The organism is Moraxella sp. FZFQ2102, from assembly GCF_024137865.1.
In the GTDB taxonomy this organism is placed as follows: Bacteria; Pseudomonadota; Gammaproteobacteria; order Pseudomonadales; family Moraxellaceae; genus Moraxella.
Genome location: NZ_CP099960.1, coordinates 301,977 through 321,366 on the forward strand (window position 1 = coordinate 301,977; position 19,390 = coordinate 321,366).

A 19,390-nucleotide genomic window follows, 5' to 3' on the forward strand; every position below is an offset into this window, starting at 1 on the left:
CTTAATATAAAATCAGACACTTTTGATGAATTACCATGTGGGACGCGCCTTGCTTTTTGTGACAAAATGGTGCGTTCAACACACCCTTGTATCTTACCACCTAAGACTAGCTATCTTGGTGGTAGCATGGTAGATTATACCATCAACCTAAGTTACTTGTGAGTTTTTACGCACCCTAAGTACTTTGATGCTGTTTTGTAGATTAAACCCAAGTAACTTCCTTTTCATCGTAAATCTGAATGGTATCCAAGCACTTGATTGTCATACAATTAATGATGCTGAATGAACAAGGATAGATGCAATGACTTATTACATCGGTGTTGATGTCAGTAAACATAAACTGGATGTGGCTTGGCTCAAAGACTTATCAAGCATGAAAGTCAAAACCAAAATCTTTGACAACACACTTGAAGACTTTATACAGCTTAGCGATTGGCTAGCAGACAATTTGGGTTCTGATGTCAGTTTTAACGACATTCACATCGTCCTAGAAGCCACAGGAGTATATCATGAAAACCTAGCCTATTACTTATATGACTTAGGCTTTCAGGTGAGTATTATTAATCCTGCTTTTGTCAAACACTATGCTGACAGCTTGGGTGTTAGACAAAAGACCGATAAAAAAGACAGTATCATCCTTGCCAAATACGGTGCAACCACACAGCCCGATATCTGGATTGCCCCAAGTCATGAAGCTCGTCATTTAAAATCTCTGCTGTCTCGTCTTGATGCGTTACATGAAGACTTACAACGAGAGGAAAATCGTAAAGAAAAAGCAGAGGCAACTGACACACCAAAGGCAGTCAAAGATTCCATTGATGCGGTTATTGCCTATCTGAAACAAGCCATCAAAGCATTAAATGACGATATAGATAATCACATCAAACGCCACCCCAAACTCAAAGCTGATCAGGCGTTACTACAAAGCATCAAAGGTGTAGGACAAGTCATCTCAAGACAAATGCTTGCTTTGTTTAATACCAAACAATTTAATAATGCTAAGCAAGTATCCGCCTTTTTAGGACTAATTCCCAAGCAGCAAGAATCAGGCTTATTTAAGGGCAGGTCAAGACTGGCTAAAACCGGCAATTCAAGCATTCGTGCCAAATTATACATGGCAGCAGTGGTGGCTACTCAATACAATCCTGATATTAAAGACCAGTATGAACACTTACAACAAAATGGCAAATGCAAAATGCAGGCTTTATGTGCGTGTATGCGTAAATTGGTTCAAATCTGTTTTGGTGTGATTAAGCACCAAACTCCCTACCAACCACAAATTCAGGCAATTTAGGGTTTGACTTTGGGGTTGGGAGATGGTATCTACGCATTTTTTTAATTTTATTAAATTACTTCATTAAAAATTCATCTTAAAAATTGCTAAAACCCATCATTACCCCACCCCTGTGTCTTGCACAATCTACATAACTTAAAAAATTTCTGCATAATTCAAGTATTGATGTTATAACTTCCTAAAATATTAACTCATTGATAAATAAGAATATTTTTATAAATTTTCTCATTACAACCCGTTACAAATTGGCAAGTTTTAACAATTTTTCGATACAAATGTATTGCAATTGCCACAAGTTGTGTTATGCTATAAACATCCGTTTTTGTATAATCAATCTTTATGAATGAGTTATCAAGTGCTGGTTCAGACTGACTGATTGTTGATCAATTTTTTCACCACAATGATGGAATATGATGTTCTTGAGTGTGTTGTTGTTATTGAATGATTAAAAGCGGATCGACAACAATGGAATAATTTGCAGGGATTTGCAATTCACTTCACCGTTTTGGTTCCAAATCCCTGCGCTTTCATAAGGAGTGATTTTTATGTCACAACATGATGCACAAGGATATTGGAAAGCCAATGTTCGCTTAATTATCCTTTGCCTTGTTCTTTGGCTACTTTGCTCGCACGGCTTTGCCATTTGGCTACGCCCGATGCTTGCCGGTATCCAAGTAGGTGGTTCTGATTTGGGCTTTTGGTTTGGTCAGCAAGGCTCTATGATTGTCTTTATTTTATTGATTTTCTTCTATGCATGGCGCATGGGCAAAATCGATAAAGAATTTGGCGTGACGGAGGACTAAGCCATGAGTCAGTTTTGGATTAATATTCTATTTGTTGGTGCGTCGTTCGCGCTGTACTTCGGTATCGCGATTTGGGCGCGCGCTGGCTCTACCAAAGAGTTCTATGTCGCTGGTGGTGGCGTACACCCTGTGGTCAATGGTATGGCAACAGGCGCTGACTGGATGAGTGCGGCTTCGTTCATTTCGATGGCAGGTATGCTTGCCATGGGTGGCTATGCCGCATCGGCATATTTGATGGGTTGGACAGGTGGTTTCGTACTACTTGCGCTACTACTTGCGCCGTATCTGCGTAAATTCGGTAAGTTCACCGTACCTGATTTCATCGGTGATCGCTTTTATTCTAAGACCGCGCGCCTTGTCGCTGTCGTGTGCTTGATCCTAGCGTGTACCACTTATGTTATCGGTCAGATGACTGGTGCAGGCGTTGCGTTCTCGCGCTTCTTAGAAGTTGATAGCACCACAGGTCTATTGATCGCGGCTGTCGTTGTACTTTTCTATGCTGTACTTGGTGGTATGAAAGGCATCACCTATACTCAGGTGGCGCAGTACATCGTTTTGATGATTGCTTATATGGTGCCTGCGATTTTCATCTCGCTGAACTTAACTGGCAACCCAATCCCACAAATCGGTATGTTCGGCACAGATGTCGCAAGTGGTGTACCGCTGCTACAAAAGCTTGATATGCTGGTCACCGATCTTGGCTTTGATCAATACACCGCTGATGTGCCAAATAAGCTTAATATGTTCCTACTGACCATGTCATTGATGGTGGGTACTGCTGGTTTGCCACATGTTATCATCCGCTTCTTTACTGTACCAAAGGTCTCTGATGCGCGTACTTCGGCGGGCTGGACACTGTTCTTCATCGCCCTACTGTATACCACAGCCCCTGCGGTCGGCTCTATGGCGCGCCTAAACATCATCAACACCGTCTATCCAGAAGGTCGCGATGCCCCTACGCTTGTCCATGCTGAGCGTCCTGAGTGGATGACCAACTGGGAAAATACTGGTCTATTGAAGTTTGAAGACAAAAACGGCGACGGTCGTATCCAGTACTATAATGACAAGAACGAAGAGTTCAATAATACTGTCGCTGCCGAAAAAGGCTGGGCTGGTAATGAGCTAACCGTAAACAACGACATCTTGGTACTAGCAAACCCTGAAATTGCAAACCTACCAAGCTGGGTTATCGGTCTGATTGCTGCTGGTGGCTTGGCTGCTGCACTATCTACCGCTGCAGGTCTGCTACTTGCGATCTCATCTGCGATCTCGCATGACTTGATCAAGAAAACCATCAAGCCTGATATTACTGATAAAGGTGAATTGATGGCGGCTCGTATCTCAATGACTGTGGCAATCGCTGTTGCGACTTACCTAGGTATCAACCCACCAGGATTTGCCGCTCAGGTTGTTGCTGTTGCCTTTGGTATCGCAGGCTCTACCCTATTCCCTGCCTTGATGATGGGTATTTTCTCAAAACGCATCAACTCTGCAGGCGCAACAGCAGGTATGATTGTTGGTGGTGCGATTACTTGTATCTATGTATTCTTGTACATGGGCTGGTTCTTCATCCCTGGTACCAACACCTTCGAAAACGTCGAAGCAGAATGGATCATGGGTATCTCACCACTATCATTTGGCGCTATCGGTGCTTTGATCAACTTCGTGGTTGCGTTCATCGTGTCATCTATGACACCACCGCCACCAAAAGAAGTACAAGACCTAGTCGAAAGCGTCCGCTATCCAAAAGGTGCTGGTGCTGCTGTTGATCACTAATCAACCTACCCACCTTCTCAAAAGTCGTCCACTTGGGCGGCTTTTGTTTTTGGTGACTAAGTCGCAATTATTACTATCACATCACCCAAAAGCATAAATCAAAACCAATCCAGCCAAAAAGACAACGACACAGATAAGTTGCAAAAAATGCACCCAATTGATTGAGTGCATGGATCATCACAACAAAATGATGATTAAGCCAATCCTGCTTCTTTTTCGGCAGCTTCGACTGTTTGGCGAATCAGAGTGTTGATCGTCATTGGACCGACACCACCTGGTACTGGTGTGTATGCCGATGCCACCGCTTCGATACCACCCAGCTCGATATCACCGCAGCCGCCTGTATCCGTCGGGTGAAAACCTGCATCCACCACCACAGCACCAGGCTTGATCCAGTCTTTTTTGATTAGCTCAGGCACGCCGACCGCACCGACGACGATGTCAGCATTGGCGATATGGCTTGGCAAATCTTTGGTCTTAGAGTGGCAAATGGTAACGGTGCAATTGGCGTTCAGCAGCATCATTGCCATTGGCTTACCAAGAATGGCACTACGACCGACGACGACAGCGTGCTTACCAGCCAACTCAACATTGTAGTGATTCAGCAAGTGCATGATGCCCTGCGGTGTGCATGAACCATAAGCAGGCTCACCCATCGACATATTACCAAAACCTAGACAGGTCACGCCATCGACATCTTTGGCCAAGCTAATACGGTCAAAGCACGCACGCTCATCAATCTGAGCAGGCACTGGATGCTGTAGCAAAATCCCATGCACATCACGGTTGGCATTGAGCTCATCAATCTTGGCAAGTAGTTCTTCAGTCGTCGTGCTTTCAGGCATCTCGACACGAATGCTGTCCATGCCCACGCGCTTACAGGCATTGCCCTTCATGCGCACATAAGTCGCTGATGCTGGGTCGTCACCCACCAAAATCGTCGCCAAAATCGGCGTACGCGCAGTCTTTGCCTTATAAGTCTCAACACGCGATTTTAATTCATTTTCAATCTGTGCTGCCAATGCTTTGCCGTCTAGTACCAATGCCATAGCTCACCTGTATAAGTTTGGGTTAAAGATTGGGAAATTATAGTCAATTTGAGGGAAATTTGCTAGTCGTATCACAACCCAATCTCACCAATGAAAGGTAGATGGCGATATTTTTGGTCATAATCCAGACCATAGCCCACGATAAAGCGGTCTTCAACTTCAAAACCCATAAACTTGACAGACATCTCAATCTCACGGCGTGATGGCTTACTCACCAAAGTGCATAGCTCAATTGAATTTGGCTCACGAGTTTGTAGGATTTCCACGACTTTTGACAAGGTGCGACCAGAGTCGATGATGTCTTCAACAATCAGTACATCTTTGCCTTTGATTTCGCTGTCCAAGTCTTTGATGATTTTAACATCGCCACTTGAGACAGTACTTTTGTTAATATAACTTGATACAGTCATAAAATCAATTTCATGTGGCTTAGTGACTTCACGGCACAAATCCGCCATAAAAATCACCGAACCACGCAGCAAACCCACCAAAATCAGCTCTTTATCACTGTCTTTGTAATGAGCATTGATCTGCTCGCCCAATTCTTTAACACGCTTTGAGATTTCTTCAGCAGAAATCATGACATTCATCTGACGCGGTTCGCTCATGGCTACTCCTAAGATAAAATTGTGATACTTATAAATTAAGGTGAATCATTGTGCAATACCCAATGCCATCTCTGATAATGCAAATTGGCGAATATCATTAAGCATCGTGGTATCAAAATTATGAATAAAAACAAAAGACAGCTTGCGAGTAGGGTCACAAAACGCCACCGAGCCATTATAACCCATGTGTCCATAGGCGGCGTCGGTGTTTTGTAGACTAAACACACGATGAAAACCCATTCGCCAACGCATATTAGCAGGCATGACCGCATCAAATCCATCGGTATGCACCGTGCGCATCTGTGATAAAGTATCAGCATCGATCAGCACCTTATCATCCACCACGCCATTATTGGCGTGCATGGCGTAGATTTTGGCAAGTGCATTAGCGGTAGAGACGCCGTTTGCCGCAGGAATACACGCCATCAGTACATCGGAGCGGTGATATTCTAGCCCATCGCGACTGTTTGGCATGAGTGCATTTTTATAATTGGCAAGGTTCATGCGACTGGTGTCAAAGTACAAGCGATTCACCGCAGCAGTGCTGATCGGCGCATCACCGAGTGCAGGCTGCCAAAGCTGTGCTGCTGGCAAATGCGCAAGGGTCGCAAGCGTCTCTGGGCTATCAGGCTTCAGTACAGGCTTGCGGCGCGGTGTGTTTTCGGTTGGCAATTCATAAAAATAGCGTTCTGGCTTGGCAATCTGTGCCACCAACGACTCAGGTACACCATAAAACAGCTCGGCCGATACGCCCAAAGGCTGTGCCAAATAAGTATCCAGTGCATCATTGACGCTCATGCCAGTCACGCGCTCGACCACACCGCCCAAGACCCAACCTGAGACCAAAGCACTGTACGCGCTGGCATACTGCTGCTCCGCTTGTCCGCGTGGCACACCCACAGGCATGGCGGCGATTTTACTTGTCATACCTTGCCAATCAAGCAAATCATTGGCATCGGTAGTGACGCTTGTGATGTCAAATAAGCCTGCGCTATGAGTTAAAACATCTTGCAGGCGGATGTCTTGCTTGCCATTTTGGACAAAGTCTGCCCAATAAGTCGCAATCGGCACATCATAGCGCACAAGCCCACGACTGACCAAAACCGCGATCAAAGTCGCCATCACGCCTTTACCGATCGAAAAATTCACCGATAAAGTTGATGATGACCACGGCAGCTCAGGCAGCGCTTGACCCACAGCGGTATCGACGACTTTTTTGCCTTGATGATAAATCACCAAAGCACCGCCAGCAGGCGCATCGTCGAGTTGTAATTTTTTTAAAATATCTTCAAAATCTTGCCAATTTGACATAATCTATTCTTTTATTATTATTTACAATCAATCACAAAAAAGCGATGCTGCCGACCAAATGCGGCTTATCGCTAGAGACGGCATACAGCCCAAATTCAATGCCCAAATCACACGGCACATCGCTGATCAGCTCAGCTTTCGATGGCAAAAAGACAGGCTGCTTGAACGCCACTTCCACCGTATAAGCAGCAGGCAGTTTATAGGCTTTGGATAGCAGTGCCAGTGATTTGGCTTTGGTCCACATTCCATGCGCGATCGCCTTTGGAAAGCCGAACGCACGCGCTGACAATGGGTGTAGGTGAATTAGGTTAAAATCCCCTGAGACAAACGCATAACGGCGACCGATGTCTTCAGGTACATCAACCACAGTATGCAGTCCGCCTTCGATCACTTCAGGCTTAGGGTTGGCTGTCTCAGGCTTGGCAGGATTGGCAGCGCGTTCTTGCTTGCTCTTTTTTTGGCGCGACAGATAAGTCGATACGCCTTGCCAAATCACTTCATCACCAATCGATACCGTGGTGATAAAGTCAAACTGCTGCCCCTTATCATGTGCCTTAAGATTATCCAATCGTACCGCCATCGACACCGTCTCGGTATCGAAAATCACGCGATGCTGCGTAACGCTGTTGTGGATATGCACCAGTCCTAGCATCGCAAAAGGAAAATCAGGCTTTGCCATCATATTCATCTGCAAAGTCTGCGACAGCACCGCAAAATAAGTCGCAGGCACACGCCCATCATCCATAAAGCCGCAAATCTTGCGATACTCGCGCAGATTACCCTGGTCGATCACCAGTTTCTCGACGCTATACACCGCCGTCGGCAACTCGCTTGCCTTGCTGTCACCATGCGGCAATAGGCTTTTGATGACATTGGCATAAGTTGTGTGTATTTTTGGCAATTCTTTAAATTGCAAATCTGACATAACACTTCCTTTTGGCTTTTGATCGTGCTGATTATATTAAGTGTATTAGCATAATCAGCACGATTTATTTATAAATACTAAATTATGCACCCAATAGGCTCTGACCACAGACGCGGACGATGTTGCCATTGATGCCGCCTGCTTGTGGCGCGATCATCCATGCGATGGTCTCAGCGACATCCACAGGCTCACCACCTTGGCTCATTGAGTTCATACGACGGCCTGCTTCACGGATGGCAAATGGGATTTGACCTGTCATCTTGGTCCCGATAAATCCAGGGGCGACAGCGTTAATCGTACGCGCCGAATCAGCAAATAGCTTGGCGGTCGCTTCCACAAGCCCAATCACCCCAGCCTTACTCATCGCGTAGTTGGTCTGACCCAAGTTCCCTGCAATGCCTGAGATGCTTGACACGCAGACGATGCGCGCAGCGTCAGATAAGCCATTGGCATCAAGCAGATGCGCATTGATATTGGCGATGGCAGCAAGGTTGATATTCATCACCAGATCCCACTGTTCATCACTCATCTTCGCCAAAGTCTTATCGCGCGTCACGCCTGCATTATGCACGACGCCATCCAGCACGCCGCACGCTTTGATGATTTGGCTACCCGCATCTGGATCGGTGATGTCAAGCGGCAATGCAAAACCGCCAATCTCGCCTGCCACCGCTTGCAAATCTGCCAAAGCTTGTGGCACATCTAGACAATACACCTTCGCGCCATCACGCGCCAGCACTTGGGCGATTGCTTTGCCGATACCGCGACTTGCGCCTGTGACTAGCACCTTTTTGCCTGCCAAAGTATCACTTGTGGCTTGGGCAGATTTTTTGATCACCACCGCTTGACCTGAGACATAGGCAGATTTGGCTGACATGAAGAAATTCAGCGTATGCGCAAGCTCAGATTCCGCGCCTTTTTGGACATACAGCACTTGGGCGGTGATGCCTTTTTTGAACTCTTTGCCGATCGATTTGACAAAGCCAAGCAGTGCGCGCTGAGCCATCGCAAAGCCAATGTCTGTACCTGTGCAGCACTCGGGACGCGCAATGACAATCACTCTGCCTGATGATTTGATCGAACGGGCGATCGCGTGGAAAAATTCATAAGCCTGCTTAAGCTCGGCTGCCGTGCGGATATTGGTCGCATCAAAAATCGCCACTTTAAAGCGCGCGTTCTCATCCGTCAATCGCTCGCTTAAACTACCTGCCTTAGCGGTGAAAATATCAGCCTGATTACAAGACACCTTGGCATCATGCCCTGCCAAAATACGCGCCAACTCATCGCGCACACTGCTGTCATCACCAAGTGACAATCCCAACGCCACTTCGCCGCGCACCACAGGCTGTCCCAGCTCATAGCGGTCAAGCTTAATCGGCATCGGCAGGCCCAGATTTTTGGCTACTTTTCTGCCGATTGATGACTGTACCAATTCACCATAACGATCGCTCATATTTTGCTCCTTTGTTATTAAATCGCCCTTTACCGCCAAGGCTGATCGATGTTTATTCTTGATAAATTACAAATAATAACTGTTTATTTTATCACAGTTAAGCCCTATTATTACAAAAATCTTGACGATGTACAGCCAAAATTCATACCTATAAAAATTTGGTTTATAAAACTCAATTTTTCATAACTATTTATTATAATAGGTGAAAACTTTTCGCATTTAAGCAGTAAAGGTGGTATGCTTAGGATATTCAATCATTTTTTAAGGAAGAATCTCATGAGCCAAATCAAAAAAGTCGCCATCATCGGCGGTAATCGCATCCCTTTTGCGCGCAGTAATGGCGCGTACGCTGACGCAAGCAATATCGATATGCTCACCGCTGCCTTGGATGGCTTGATTGAGCGATTTGATTTGGCTGATAAGCCAATCGGTGAAGTGGTTGCAGGTACTGTACTTAAGCATAGCAATGATCTGAACTTGACGCGTGAAGCGGTGCTGAACACGCGTCTGCCTGCCACCACACCCACTTATGACATCTCGCAAGCGTGCGGCACAGGGCTGCAGTCTGCCTTTGCTGTCGCGAATAAAATCGCGCTTGGCATCATTGACAGCGGCATCGCAGGCGGTACAGACACCACATCGGACGCACCGATTGCACTCGGTGATGGACTGCGCAAAGCCTTGATCCGCCTTGGCAATGCCAAAACTGCCAAAGATCGCTTGACGGCACTTGCCAGTATCAATCCAAAAGACTTAATTGCCTTTCCACAAAATGGTGAGTCTCGCACACAGCTATCCATGGGTGAGCACCAAGCCATCACAGCACTAGAATGGGATATCAGCCGTGCCGATCAAGATAAGCTTGCCTTTAATAGCCATCAAAATTTGGCGCGTGCTTATCAAGAAGGGTTTTTTGATGATTTGATTACGCCATATAAAGGACTGACTCAAGACAATAACTTGCGTGCCGATACCACGCTAGAAAAGCTTGGTACGCTAAAACCTGCTTTTGGCAAAAAGAATGCCAATCCAACCATGACCGCAGGTAACTCCACACCGCTGACCGACGGTGCCTCTTGTGTACTGCTATCTAGCGAAGCATGGGCGGCGGAGCATGGCTATGAACCACTGGCATATATCACCCATCAACAGACAGCTGCAGTGGATTTTATTGGTAAAAATCGTCTTACCGAAGGTCTACTCATGGCACCTGCCTATGCCGTACCGCAGATGCTTGCCAAGGCGGGTCTGACACTCCAAGACTTTGATTTTTATGAAATTCATGAAGCTTTTGCGTCACAAGTACTATCCACACTGGAAGCTTGGGAAGATGAGAATTTTTGCAAAACTCGTCTAGGATTGGATGCACCGCTAGGGGCGATTGACCGCAGTAAGCTGAATGTCAATGGCTCAAGCCTAGCTGCAGGACATCCATTTGCAGCGACTGGCGGTCGCATTTTGGCAACTGCTGCCAAGCTACTTGCCCAAAAAGGCTCGGGTCGTGCATTGATTTCTATCTGTGCAGCTGGTGGTCAAGGCGTGACTTGTATTTTGGAGCGTTAAGATATTTAACCCACAATAAAAAAAGACTTGGCACATACCAAGTCTTTTTTAGTCCGACGCTGTTTAAATCTGATAGTCATGCACCGCATCGATAAAGGCTTTGGCATGATCAGGATTTGACCACTGAGTGATGCCATGCCCGAAGTTCGCCACATAACCTGTCTTATCCAGCACATAAGCATCATCCAGCATACGCTTGACTTCAGCTCGGATGGCATCAGGTGTGCCGTAGATGGTCGCAGGGTCTAGGTTGCCTTGTAGGGCTTTTTTGGCGTTCAGTGCTGATAGTGTATGGCGTGCCTTATCCAGTGGCATCGTCCAGTCCAGTCCCAGTGCATCGGCTTGGCTGTCGGCTTGGATATCTAGCCACAGCCCACCGCCTTTGGTGAATAGTACCACAGGCACTTCAGGATGGATGGCTTTTAGACGCTTGACGATATCTTTGTTGTAGCGATGGCTAAATTCGGCAAATTGGTGATGACCAAGCGCTCCACCCCAGCTATCAAAAATTTGCACAATCTGCGCCCCTGCACGGATTTGGGCATCCAGATAATCCACCACCGCATCAGCAATCTTGGTCAGCAGTGCGTGCAGTAGCTCAGGTGTGGCATACATCATCTGCTTAGTATGACGAAACTCACGGCTAGAACCACCCTCGACCATATAAGTCGCCAATGTCCACGGACTGCCCGAGAAACCAAATAACGGCACTTGACCATTCAATGCTGTGCGAATGCTTGTTACTGCTTTCATCACATAATCCAGCGATGAATTCATATCAATCTTTGGCAAGGCGGCGATGTCCGCTTCGGTGCGGACGGTCTTTTTAAGCTTAGGGCCTTCACCTTCGGCAAAATATAGACCCAAATCAAAGGCATCAGGAATCGTCAAAATATCACTGAATAAAATTGCCGCATCCAACTCAAAACGACGCAGCGGCTGCAAAGTCACTTCGGTTGCCTTATCAGTGTCTTTACATAGACTCAAAAAATCCCCAGCCTGCGCGCGGACTTCTTTGTACTCTGGCAAATAACGCCCTGCTTGACGCATCATCCACACAGGTGTCGTATCCACAGGCTCAAAGCGAATGGCACGCAGTAGGCGGTCATTTTTTAGTGGAGCAAATTCGGTCATAGCTTATCCTAAATTAGCAAATCATTGGTGATCATTAGCAAGTGTTAATTTTAAAATTTCTCAACTCAATCGTTATAAAATCGCCATCTCATCTCGATGCACCATCACGGATTTTTCATCGATATGCGGTAAAATGGCCTTGATTTGGGCGGAGTTTTTTTGGATGATTAATTTAGCATCCTCTGATGAAAAGCCGACTTGACCGACAGCAATGCGAGTTTTGGCAGTATCGACGATTTGCACCACACTGCCTGCATCAAAATCACCCTGCACCTCGATCACACCAATCGGCAACAGGCTCTTGTGATTGGTCGTGATGGCGGTTTTTGCCCCATCATCGATAATCAGCGTACCTGCCATGCGGATATGTGCAGCCAGCCATTGTTTTTTGGCAATCAGTTTATCCGTGCTATCAGTCGTCAGTAGCGTGCCGATACGCTCGCCACGAGCCAAGCGGATAATCACATCATCCACCTTGCCACTGGCAATCACGGTTTGGCATTGACTCATCGCAGCTAGACGTGCGGCACGGATTTTGGTCAGCATACCACCACTACCCCATTTACCACCATCACCTGCGACATCGAACAAATAATCCGCCATCGCGCACTCTTGCTCGATCAGCTTAGCATCAGGATTGGTGCGGGGATTGTCGGTAAATACGCCATCTTGGTCAGTCAAGATGATATACAAATCGGCATGAATCATCGCCGCTGCCATCGCCCCAAGACTGTCATTATCCCCAAACTTAATCTCATCATAGCTGATGGTGTCATTTTCGTTAATCACTGGCACGACACGCCACTCCATCAGCTGAGCGATGGTCTGTGAGATATTCAGATAACGAGAACGATGGGATAAATCATCATGGGTCAGCAGTACTTGTGACGACTGCACGCCTTTTTGGATCAATGCTTGCCACCAAGTCTCAATCAGCCCCATCTGCCCGATGGATGCACACGCCTGCAAGGCTTCTAGCTTTTTGGGCCGCTCAGGCAGATTCATTCGCACCACCCCTTCAGCCACCGCACCGCTTGAGACCAGTAGCACTTCATGACCGCTGTTTTGTAGCTCGGCGATTTGTCTTGCCCATTCATAAATCGCCGTGCGATCTAGCCCCCGACCGTTGTTGGTCAGAAGTGATGAGCCGATTTTTACGACGATGCGTTTGGTGTTCATGCGCTTATCCATCATGCCATCCATCAAGCCCAATCAGTACGGTGCGTACTCGACTTTGACATCATAATCATCTTCATTAAAATCGTCATCGTCATCATCACTGATGCCTTCACGCTGTGCTTTACGCATCGCACGATAGGCTTCTTTTTGGATTTCGGTGTTGTGACGCACTTCTTCTTCAAGACGACGGAAGCGTTCGGCCTGCGCTTCGGCAAAGATTGGGTCTTCGATTTCACGCTCACGCTCTTCTTCGATGGCGCTCATCAGATGAAACTTCACTGCATCCACACCATCCCCAGTCAGGGTCGATGTGCGAAACACCATACCCGTCCAGCCTAGGCGAGCGACGATGTCGGTGCAGACTGCATTTTGTTCTTCTTCAGGGATTTGGTCAATTTTATTCAATACCAAAATCTGCGGTAGCTGTGACAACTCATGCGAGAATTTCTCAAGTTCATTTAGAATAATCTCAGCGTTCGCTACAGGATCTGAGCCATCAATCGGCTGTACATCGACGATGTGGAGCAGGCGACGAGTACGCGCCACATGCTTAAGAAAACGAATACCAAGACCTGCGCCATCGGACGCACCTTCAATCAGACCTGGAATATCCGCCATCACAAAGGACTGGTGCGTGCCGACATCGACCACGCCAAGATTTGGCACAAGCGTGGTAAATGGATAATCTGCTACTTTTGGGCGAGCTGCCGACACTTGACGGATAAAAGTTGATTTGCCAGCATTTGGCAGACCAATCAAGCCGACATCAGCGACGACTTTTAGCTCAAGCTTGATGTTTTTGGCTTGACCTGGGAAGCCCGGTGTGGCTTTCCGCGGTGCTTGGTTGGTACTGGATTTAAAGCGGGTATTACCAAATCCGCCGTCGCCCCCTTTGGCGATGAGAATTTTTTGGCCTTTTTCGGTCAAATCACCAATCACCAAATCCAAATCGGTATCAATAATCGTCGTACCAATCGGCACCGCCAAATAAATATCATCCGCGCCTTTGCCTGAGCAGTTTTTGCTGCCGCCATTTTCGCCACGGCGAGCTTCGAATTTACGGGTATAACGATAATCCACCAACGTATTGGTATTATCATCAGCGATGGCATAGACATCACCGCCTTTGCCACCATCACCGCCATCTGGCCCACCTTTTGGGACAAATTTCTCACGGCGAAAACTCACAATCCCATTACCGCCATCACCTGCTTTGACGCTGATCACAGCTTCATCAATAAAACGCATATCTTTTCCAACTAACTAAATTCTGACTAAATAAAAAATCTTTCGCCCGTGCGACCACCCACCGCACAAAATTTGGGCATAGTAATGTATTTTAGCACAGTTTGGCAGATTTTGGGGGATTATTGAGCAGACAAAGCAAAACCACCAAATTGGGGTATTTGGTGGTTTTATCCAGCCATTAAAATCGCTTACTTGATACACTAAATCAGGATTAATTTTTTCTTAAAAAAACTACACCTTTTCAAAAGCGAACTTATTATTTTCCAACTTTTCTTAAAGATACCATTATAAAACAAACAAAGGAGAGATTTTTCACCTCATCACATATTGTTTAATTTTAATTCCATCCGCAAGCATGACCTGCAACCAGCCAATTACCTGTGCCATACTGGTCACGCAATCTCACTTGGCAAGTACTTGCTTCGCCTGAAATCATTGACGAATAAATAACTTTAAATTCTAAAATATTTTGAGCGGGTTTTTTGAATCCACCCATGCTTTGTGCAGTTGCACAGCGATCTTTTGGATGGTGTGGCATTCTAGACAAAACACCCTTCCAACCCATCATTTGCTCATCAGGCGATTGAATAGCACCAAAATTAAGATTCCAATTATCTGAACAGGACGCCAATAGCATCATTTGAGCGATATTTTCTTTAGCCTCATCCAAACTTTTATCCACTTCAGGAACGCCAGAGCGAGTCATAGCAACTTTAACAATTTGCTCAACCTGCTCATCAGTTGCATCTGCGAATACACTATCAGAACTTTTGCTTGCAGCCTGTGTAGTGGAAGCTGTGCCACTCACAGCACCTAAAACCTGACCAACCTTTCCAAGCCCCTTATTTAATTTATCCAAAAAATTTGCATGAGTCGCATTTGGTAGCATCAAAACAGATGACAGAATCAATGTTGCAAACTCTCCTCCTAAATGCCCGCCCATTCTCATTTATCGTGCCCATATACTCGCATTCGTTGTGATCAGGTATTCTCATATAACATGACCGGCAAATTGTTCATCTACCGGTCATGTTGATTATTTTGTATGCTTACGAGTGGTGTGTCGTTTTCTTAATGATTCCCCCTGTAATTGCACTCGATGTGCTCGATGCACAATTCTATCCAAAATGGCATCTGCCAAAGTTTTATCTTGAAATAAACCATGCCAAGTTTCAATTGGATACTGGCTTGTGATAATCAAGCCACCGACAAAGGATTGCTTCTCAATGATGCTTAAAAGCGCCGTACAAACATTTGCTGGTATGCCACCAACACCAAAATCATCAATGATAAGCACTTGTGCCTTGGCATATTTTTGTTGGGTTTTAAGCAAAGTACCATCCATTTGCGACAAGCTGATATCCTCAAACAGCTCGTGTGCACTAATAAATAATACTTTTTTAAAATTTCTGCATGCTTGGTTGCCCAAAGCGCACGCAAGCCAAGTCTTACCAGTGCCTGTGGCACCCAGTATGGCAACAGCTGCACACTCACCAATCCAATAATCATCAAATAAATAATCAATTTGTGCTGTTTTACCAGCATAGCCGTGATGCATTGATTCAATGGATGCGTTGGGGTAGCAGAATTTTGCAGCTTTGATCAGCTTTTTGATTGTATTATTGCGCCTAGCAGTGATTTCGCAGGTTAATAACTCATCCATAATCTGCATTGGATTCATTTGCTGTTTTATCATACGTGCATAATGGTTATCAAAATAGCGTGCCATATGGCTGAGTTTCAAACTTCTTAATTGCTCAATAATCTGTTGTTTTAACATGGGCATTAGTCCAATTTAAATTCATGATTGTAAGGCATAATATCGGCATAATAACCCGCACCTCGCAGATTATCATGAGTCTGGGCTTTGTGACCGACGCCCAGCTTGGATGTATCATCCATCGCATCCAGGGCAGTGCTATGTGATGTGCCAGAGAACCCGCTTTTAAGATATGCTCTTTGTTTAAACAGATTAATCACTCTGTCAATCTGTGTAATCCGACATTCATGCGCATATACAAATCCTTGCTCAATCAGATTGTAAGAAAGGTTATTATCTATCAAATAACGCTTAAGCTGATTGAGCTTTTTAAGATTACTGGCATAATTGCGATGATTGTGCAAATAATTATCGATGGATAAGTGGGTATAATGACCCACCTGCGCCGCCCAGTGCAATAAGGCTTCTGGTTGCATCTGCTGAGACAGCTGATGGTTTTTGGGCATATGCTCAAACAAGATACTACTGCCACTGGCAAGCTTACGATGTGTTGCAACACAAATACCATGGTGATAAAGATACACTGTAGAGCAGGTGATTTTAGCATCCACTCGACTACCGATTAAGGCATGGGGTACAGAATACTCTGCTTGATTGATAGTAACGGTATAAAACTCGCTCACGCGCAGGTCGTATTGCCAATGACACACCTCATATGCTTGTGTAGGCAAAGGGTTTAGATGCATTTTTTCAAACGCATCAAAGTTGTGTCGCCGCCCCTTAGGGTAGGTTTTGGTGATTTTGTTGTTGAGTTGCTCTAGCGGTGCTTCTATGGCACGATTGAGCTCGTCTAAGCTAAAAAATCTACGGTCTCGCATCATTGCCAAGATATTTTGCTGTACAGCCTTAACAGCAAGCTCAACCATGCTCTTATCCTGTGGCTTTCTAGCTCTAGTGGGTAAGACAATGAATTGGTAGTGATTGGCAAGCTCTGCAAATGATGCATTGATGATTATTGTCTCTCGATTATTTTTGATGACCGCTGATTTTAGGTTGTCTGTCACCAGTTTTAATGGCACGCCACCAAAATACTCAAACATACGGATATGACACAGTTGCCAGTCTTCAACGCCTTGTGAAGCAACGGCAGTACAAAATATCAACCCTGAAGCTGGCAATACGCCGACAAAGATTTGTGCCGATATCGTGACACTGCCTGCCTTGGCATCATAAATGGATATGACACTCCCGCAAAAGTCCACTTGCGCCATGTCGCCTGCGGTATAATGTTGTCTTTGTGAGAGTTTTAAGGATTTTTTGTGTTTGGCGTAGGCCTTACAAAATTGCGAATATGAAATACCGTCTGGATGAGCCTGTCGGAATTCCTGCCATAGTCGCTCTAACGTGACATTGGGTCTGTGCATCTGTTCATGGATGTACTGCCAGTCTGGATGGGGTTTGATTTGATGCAAAGTGCGAGCATTGTTTGAGACTGCCAAGCCAAGCTTCTCACGCAATTTTAACTCATCCAAGCTAAGCAAATGCTCATAATCTACCTGACCATCATAGCTTTGCTCACATAGCCGTCGTACTTTGCGTGCTGTATTGGCAGAAATCATCAATTGACGACCGATTGCACGATTGCTCATACCAAGTGCCAACTGTCTGATGATGTTTTGAATCTTCTTTATAGGGAGTTTCATTACATATCCTTAGAATTAATTAATACATAAATTCGCTTTTTTAAGGATACAAAAGCCCCAACAGGGCTTGACAAGTCAAACACTGTTTGGGATAATGAAACTGTCGCTTCAGACAACTTCATCATAAAAACGCTACCAATTGCAGTTGGTGGCGTTTTTGCTGTGTATCCATCACTGTTTTATAACTAAGTCATGGCGAGCTCCTTGTTTTTCTATCTGAAAAAAAATCAATCAAAGCCAAGCATCAATGCGGCTCTGTAATAAACCATAGTTCTTTTGAATATTAGCACAAAGCGTTAAGTAAATAAAGGGTAAAATTAATTTATATTAGTTTAAATAATTTAAACTCAAAAACACATAAAATTACTAAGGATACATAGTAACCCATGATCTTAACCCAAAATTCCTTAGCTACTGATGTATAATGAGTTTTTTAATTATTAAATAAACTATATAATTAAACACGAGGTTACTATGTATCCCTAAACCGCTTGATCAAAAAAAACAAAAAACCACCATCGAAAAGATGGTGGCTGTGTACCGGCCAACTATTTTCAAACAACCCCTATCAATATCAAGCTCTATTCTCGCTATATCAATAAACCTTGCATGCAGGTTGATTAATATAGAGTTCATGGGTACAAACACCTCCTTTTAACGGGCCGCTATGTTTATAACCCAATTTTTCCATGCATTGATTTGCTCGTATGTAAGCGTCTTCCGTCATGTAAGCTGTATTATTTGAAGTGTTATTAAAACCACATTTTTTCATATCATCTGCAACAACCTGAAAGGAAGTGTCATTTTTTTATTTTTATAAAACATCTCCCATGCATAAGGTGGCGGCTGCATGGCTCTTGGCAAACAACCAGTGATTAATAAGATGCTTGTAAGCATAATTAAAATTTTCATGGCTTGTCTCCTTATGACTGACTAACTAGATTTACAAGTCTAGTTGGTGTTATTACACTTTTGCTTATCGGTAGATGATGAGTTTGTACACAAACTAGGGTTTTGTGGTGTAGTTGGTGTGGTATCTTGTTCTGATTTGTAGACAGGCTCCCATTTCATTGGCTTACCGTTTTCAAGCAAGCCCTGCTGTTTACAATCGTCAGTTCCCACCCATAACAGTTATGAGCGGTAGTTTCTTTACCTAAAATACTTCTACCAGCTTCTTTGATAACTCCCAAAACATTATTTGGCTTGGTTGTACCGCCTGTACTTGAGTTTAACAACTACGGTTTAACTGCCTTGCACCGTGCATCATGCATACGGAAGCAGCAATTATCAATCTTTAGCACAAGCCATTTGGTTTTGATACACCTCATGAGTACAAATGCCTTTTGGGTAAATCAAATGCTTGAAACCACGAGATTCCATACATTGGCTAGCTCTGATATAATTATTTATATCATTAGCACGCATCTCCGTGTTATCTTTTGAACTAGAGAATCCACAGCTTAGCATGTTATTTTCAACAAGCTTTTGCCGTTTGGTGGTTGTCGGTTTTTTATTGTTGTATGTCCACTGCTTCCAAGCAAACGGATATCCAAAAGAATATTCACCAAGTGTTGAACATCCAAAAAGCATAAGCAAAAGAACTGAAACGATGATAATTCTCATG

General features: G+C 44.9%; 17 protein-coding genes. 4 read left to right on the forward strand and 13 right to left on the reverse strand.

Features of this window, described 5'->3' with window-relative positions:
- The first annotated feature begins 301 nt into the window (after positions 1 to 301).
- The 3 genes from NGM44_RS01470 to NGM44_RS01480 all read left to right on the forward strand — a co-directional run bounded on the left by NGM44_RS01470 (position 302) and on the right by NGM44_RS01480 (position 3,873).
- Positions 302 to 1,294 (forward strand): IS110 family transposase, encoded by a 993-nt coding sequence (locus NGM44_RS01470; RefSeq protein WP_253223031.1) that lies wholly within the window; start codon positions 302 to 304, stop codon positions 1,292 to 1,294.
- Between the two features lie 545 nt (positions 1,295 to 1,839).
- The gene (locus tag NGM44_RS01475) at positions 1,840 to 2,097 is read left to right on the forward strand and encodes a DUF4212 domain-containing protein (RefSeq protein WP_253223921.1); all 258 of its coding nucleotides are present in this window, start codon (positions 1,840 to 1,842) and stop codon (positions 2,095 to 2,097) included.
- A gap of 3 nt (positions 2,098 to 2,100) precedes the next feature.
- Positions 2,101 to 3,873 (forward strand): sodium:solute symporter family protein, encoded by a 1,773-nt coding sequence (locus tag NGM44_RS01480; RefSeq protein ID WP_253223922.1) that lies wholly within the window; start codon positions 2,101 to 2,103, stop codon positions 3,871 to 3,873.
- Between the two features lie 194 nt (positions 3,874 to 4,067).
- On the opposite strand, the gene folD is transcribed toward NGM44_RS01480, so the two are convergent.
- From folD to NGM44_RS01505, 5 genes are all read right to left on the reverse strand, one after another.
- Positions 4,068 to 4,922 carry a bifunctional methylenetetrahydrofolate dehydrogenase/methenyltetrahydrofolate cyclohydrolase FolD gene (folD, locus tag NGM44_RS01485; protein ID WP_253223923.1) on the reverse strand — a complete coding sequence of 285 codons (855 nt, stop codon included), beginning with the start codon at positions 4,920 to 4,922 and terminating at the stop codon, positions 4,068 to 4,070.
- 71 nt (positions 4,923 to 4,993) lie between these two features.
- Positions 4,994 to 5,530, reverse strand: coding sequence for a hypoxanthine phosphoribosyltransferase (gene hpt / locus NGM44_RS01490; RefSeq protein WP_253223924.1), 537 nt, complete (start codon positions 5,528 to 5,530; stop codon positions 4,994 to 4,996).
- Between the two features lie 45 nt (positions 5,531 to 5,575).
- On the reverse strand, positions 5,576 to 6,841 hold the full coding sequence (locus tag NGM44_RS01495) for a serine hydrolase (protein WP_253223925.1): 1,266 nt from the start codon (positions 6,839 to 6,841) through the stop codon (positions 5,576 to 5,578).
- Positions 6,842 to 6,872: 31 nt separating this feature from the next.
- Entirely contained in the window at positions 6,873 to 7,766 is an 894-nt protein-coding gene (locus NGM44_RS01500) for a MaoC/PaaZ C-terminal domain-containing protein (RefSeq protein WP_253223926.1), read from the reverse strand.
- A gap of 82 nt (positions 7,767 to 7,848) precedes the next feature.
- A complete protein-coding gene (locus NGM44_RS01505; protein ID WP_253223927.1) occupies positions 7,849 to 9,219 on the reverse strand; it encodes a 3-oxoacyl-ACP reductase in 1,371 nt (456 codons plus the stop codon).
- Positions 9,220 to 9,495: 276 nt separating this feature from the next.
- On the opposite strand from NGM44_RS01505, the gene NGM44_RS01510 reads away from it, so the two are divergent.
- A complete protein-coding gene (locus tag NGM44_RS01510; RefSeq protein WP_253223928.1) occupies positions 9,496 to 10,782 on the forward strand; it encodes an acetyl-CoA C-acetyltransferase in 1,287 nt (428 codons plus the stop codon).
- A 63-nt stretch (positions 10,783 to 10,845) separates the two neighbouring features.
- On the opposite strand, the gene hemE is transcribed toward NGM44_RS01510, so the two are convergent.
- From hemE to NGM44_RS01550, 8 genes are all read right to left on the reverse strand, one after another.
- Positions 10,846 to 11,916, reverse strand: coding sequence for a uroporphyrinogen decarboxylase (gene hemE / locus NGM44_RS01515; protein WP_253223929.1), 1,071 nt, complete (start codon positions 11,914 to 11,916; stop codon positions 10,846 to 10,848).
- A gap of 72 nt (positions 11,917 to 11,988) precedes the next feature.
- Positions 11,989 to 13,119: a glutamate 5-kinase gene (gene proB, locus NGM44_RS01520; RefSeq protein ID WP_253224591.1), complete on the reverse strand. Its 1,131-nt coding sequence runs from the start codon at positions 13,117 to 13,119 to the stop codon at positions 11,989 to 11,991.
- Between the two features lie 9 nt (positions 13,120 to 13,128).
- On the reverse strand, positions 13,129 to 14,343 hold the full coding sequence (cgtA, locus tag NGM44_RS01525) for an Obg family GTPase CgtA (protein WP_253223930.1): 1,215 nt from the start codon (positions 14,341 to 14,343) through the stop codon (positions 13,129 to 13,131).
- 337 nt (positions 14,344 to 14,680) lie between these two features.
- The gene (locus NGM44_RS01530; protein WP_253223931.1) at positions 14,681 to 15,292 is read right to left on the reverse strand and encodes a hypothetical protein; all 612 of its coding nucleotides are present in this window, start codon (positions 15,290 to 15,292) and stop codon (positions 14,681 to 14,683) included.
- 87 nt (positions 15,293 to 15,379) lie between these two features.
- Complete coding sequence (gene istB, locus NGM44_RS01535; RefSeq protein WP_253223932.1) at positions 15,380 to 16,123, reverse strand: IS21-like element helper ATPase IstB; 744 nt, start codon at positions 16,121 to 16,123, stop codon at positions 15,380 to 15,382.
- Between the two features lie 5 nt (positions 16,124 to 16,128).
- The gene (istA, locus tag NGM44_RS01540) at positions 16,129 to 17,766 is read right to left on the reverse strand and encodes an IS21 family transposase (RefSeq protein ID WP_253223933.1); all 1,638 of its coding nucleotides are present in this window, start codon (positions 17,764 to 17,766) and stop codon (positions 16,129 to 16,131) included.
- Positions 17,767 to 18,534: 768 nt separating this feature from the next.
- Positions 18,535 to 18,678 (reverse strand): hypothetical protein, encoded by a 144-nt coding sequence (locus tag NGM44_RS01545; RefSeq protein WP_253223934.1) that lies wholly within the window; start codon positions 18,676 to 18,678, stop codon positions 18,535 to 18,537.
- A 375-nt stretch (positions 18,679 to 19,053) separates the two neighbouring features.
- Positions 19,054 to 19,389, reverse strand: a complete 336-nt coding sequence (locus NGM44_RS01550; RefSeq protein ID WP_253223935.1) for a hypothetical protein — start codon at positions 19,387 to 19,389, stop codon at positions 19,054 to 19,056.
- Position 19,390: the final 1 nt, after the last annotated feature.

Bases quoted from the DNA above. Each gene is read 5' to 3' on its own strand.
- NGM44_RS01470 (WP_253223031.1), top strand. From the start codon at position 302: ATGACTTATTACATCGGTGTTGATGTCAGTAAACATAAACTGGATGTG.
- NGM44_RS01475 (WP_253223921.1), top strand. From the start codon at position 1,840: ATGTCACAACATGATGCACAAGGATATTGGAAAGCCAATGTTCGCTTA.
- NGM44_RS01480 (WP_253223922.1), top strand. From the start codon at position 2,101: ATGAGTCAGTTTTGGATTAATATTCTATTTGTTGGTGCGTCGTTCGCG.
- folD (WP_253223923.1), bottom strand. From the start codon at position 4,922: ATGGCATTGGTACTAGACGGCAAAGCATTGGCAGCACAGATTGAAAAT.
- hpt (WP_253223924.1), bottom strand. From the start codon at position 5,530: ATGAGCGAACCGCGTCAGATGAATGTCATGATTTCTGCTGAAGAAATC.
- NGM44_RS01495 (WP_253223925.1), bottom strand. From the start codon at position 6,841: ATGTCAAATTGGCAAGATTTTGAAGATATTTTAAAAAAATTACAACTC.
- NGM44_RS01500 (WP_253223926.1), bottom strand. From the start codon at position 7,766: ATGTCAGATTTGCAATTTAAAGAATTGCCAAAAATACACACAACTTAT.
- NGM44_RS01505 (WP_253223927.1), bottom strand. From the start codon at position 9,219: ATGAGCGATCGTTATGGTGAATTGGTACAGTCATCAATCGGCAGAAAA.
- NGM44_RS01510 (WP_253223928.1), top strand. From the start codon at position 9,496: ATGAGCCAAATCAAAAAAGTCGCCATCATCGGCGGTAATCGCATCCCT.
- hemE (WP_253223929.1), bottom strand. From the start codon at position 11,916: ATGACCGAATTTGCTCCACTAAAAAATGACCGCCTACTGCGTGCCATT.
- proB (WP_253224591.1), bottom strand. From the start codon at position 13,119: ATGGATGGCATGATGGATAAGCGCATGAACACCAAACGCATCGTCGTA.
- cgtA (WP_253223930.1), bottom strand. From the start codon at position 14,343: ATGCGTTTTATTGATGAAGCTGTGATCAGCGTCAAAGCAGGTGATGGC.
- NGM44_RS01530 (WP_253223931.1), bottom strand. From the start codon at position 15,292: ATGAGAATGGGCGGGCATTTAGGAGGAGAGTTTGCAACATTGATTCTG.
- istB (WP_253223932.1), bottom strand. From the start codon at position 16,123: ATGTTAAAACAACAGATTATTGAGCAATTAAGAAGTTTGAAACTCAGC.
- istA (WP_253223933.1), bottom strand. From the start codon at position 17,766: ATGAAACTCCCTATAAAGAAGATTCAAAACATCATCAGACAGTTGGCA.
- NGM44_RS01545 (WP_253223934.1), bottom strand. From the start codon at position 18,678: ATGAAAATTTTAATTATGCTTACAAGCATCTTATTAATCACTGGTTGT.
- NGM44_RS01550 (WP_253223935.1), bottom strand. From the start codon at position 19,389: ATGAGAATTATCATCGTTTCAGTTCTTTTGCTTATGCTTTTTGGATGT.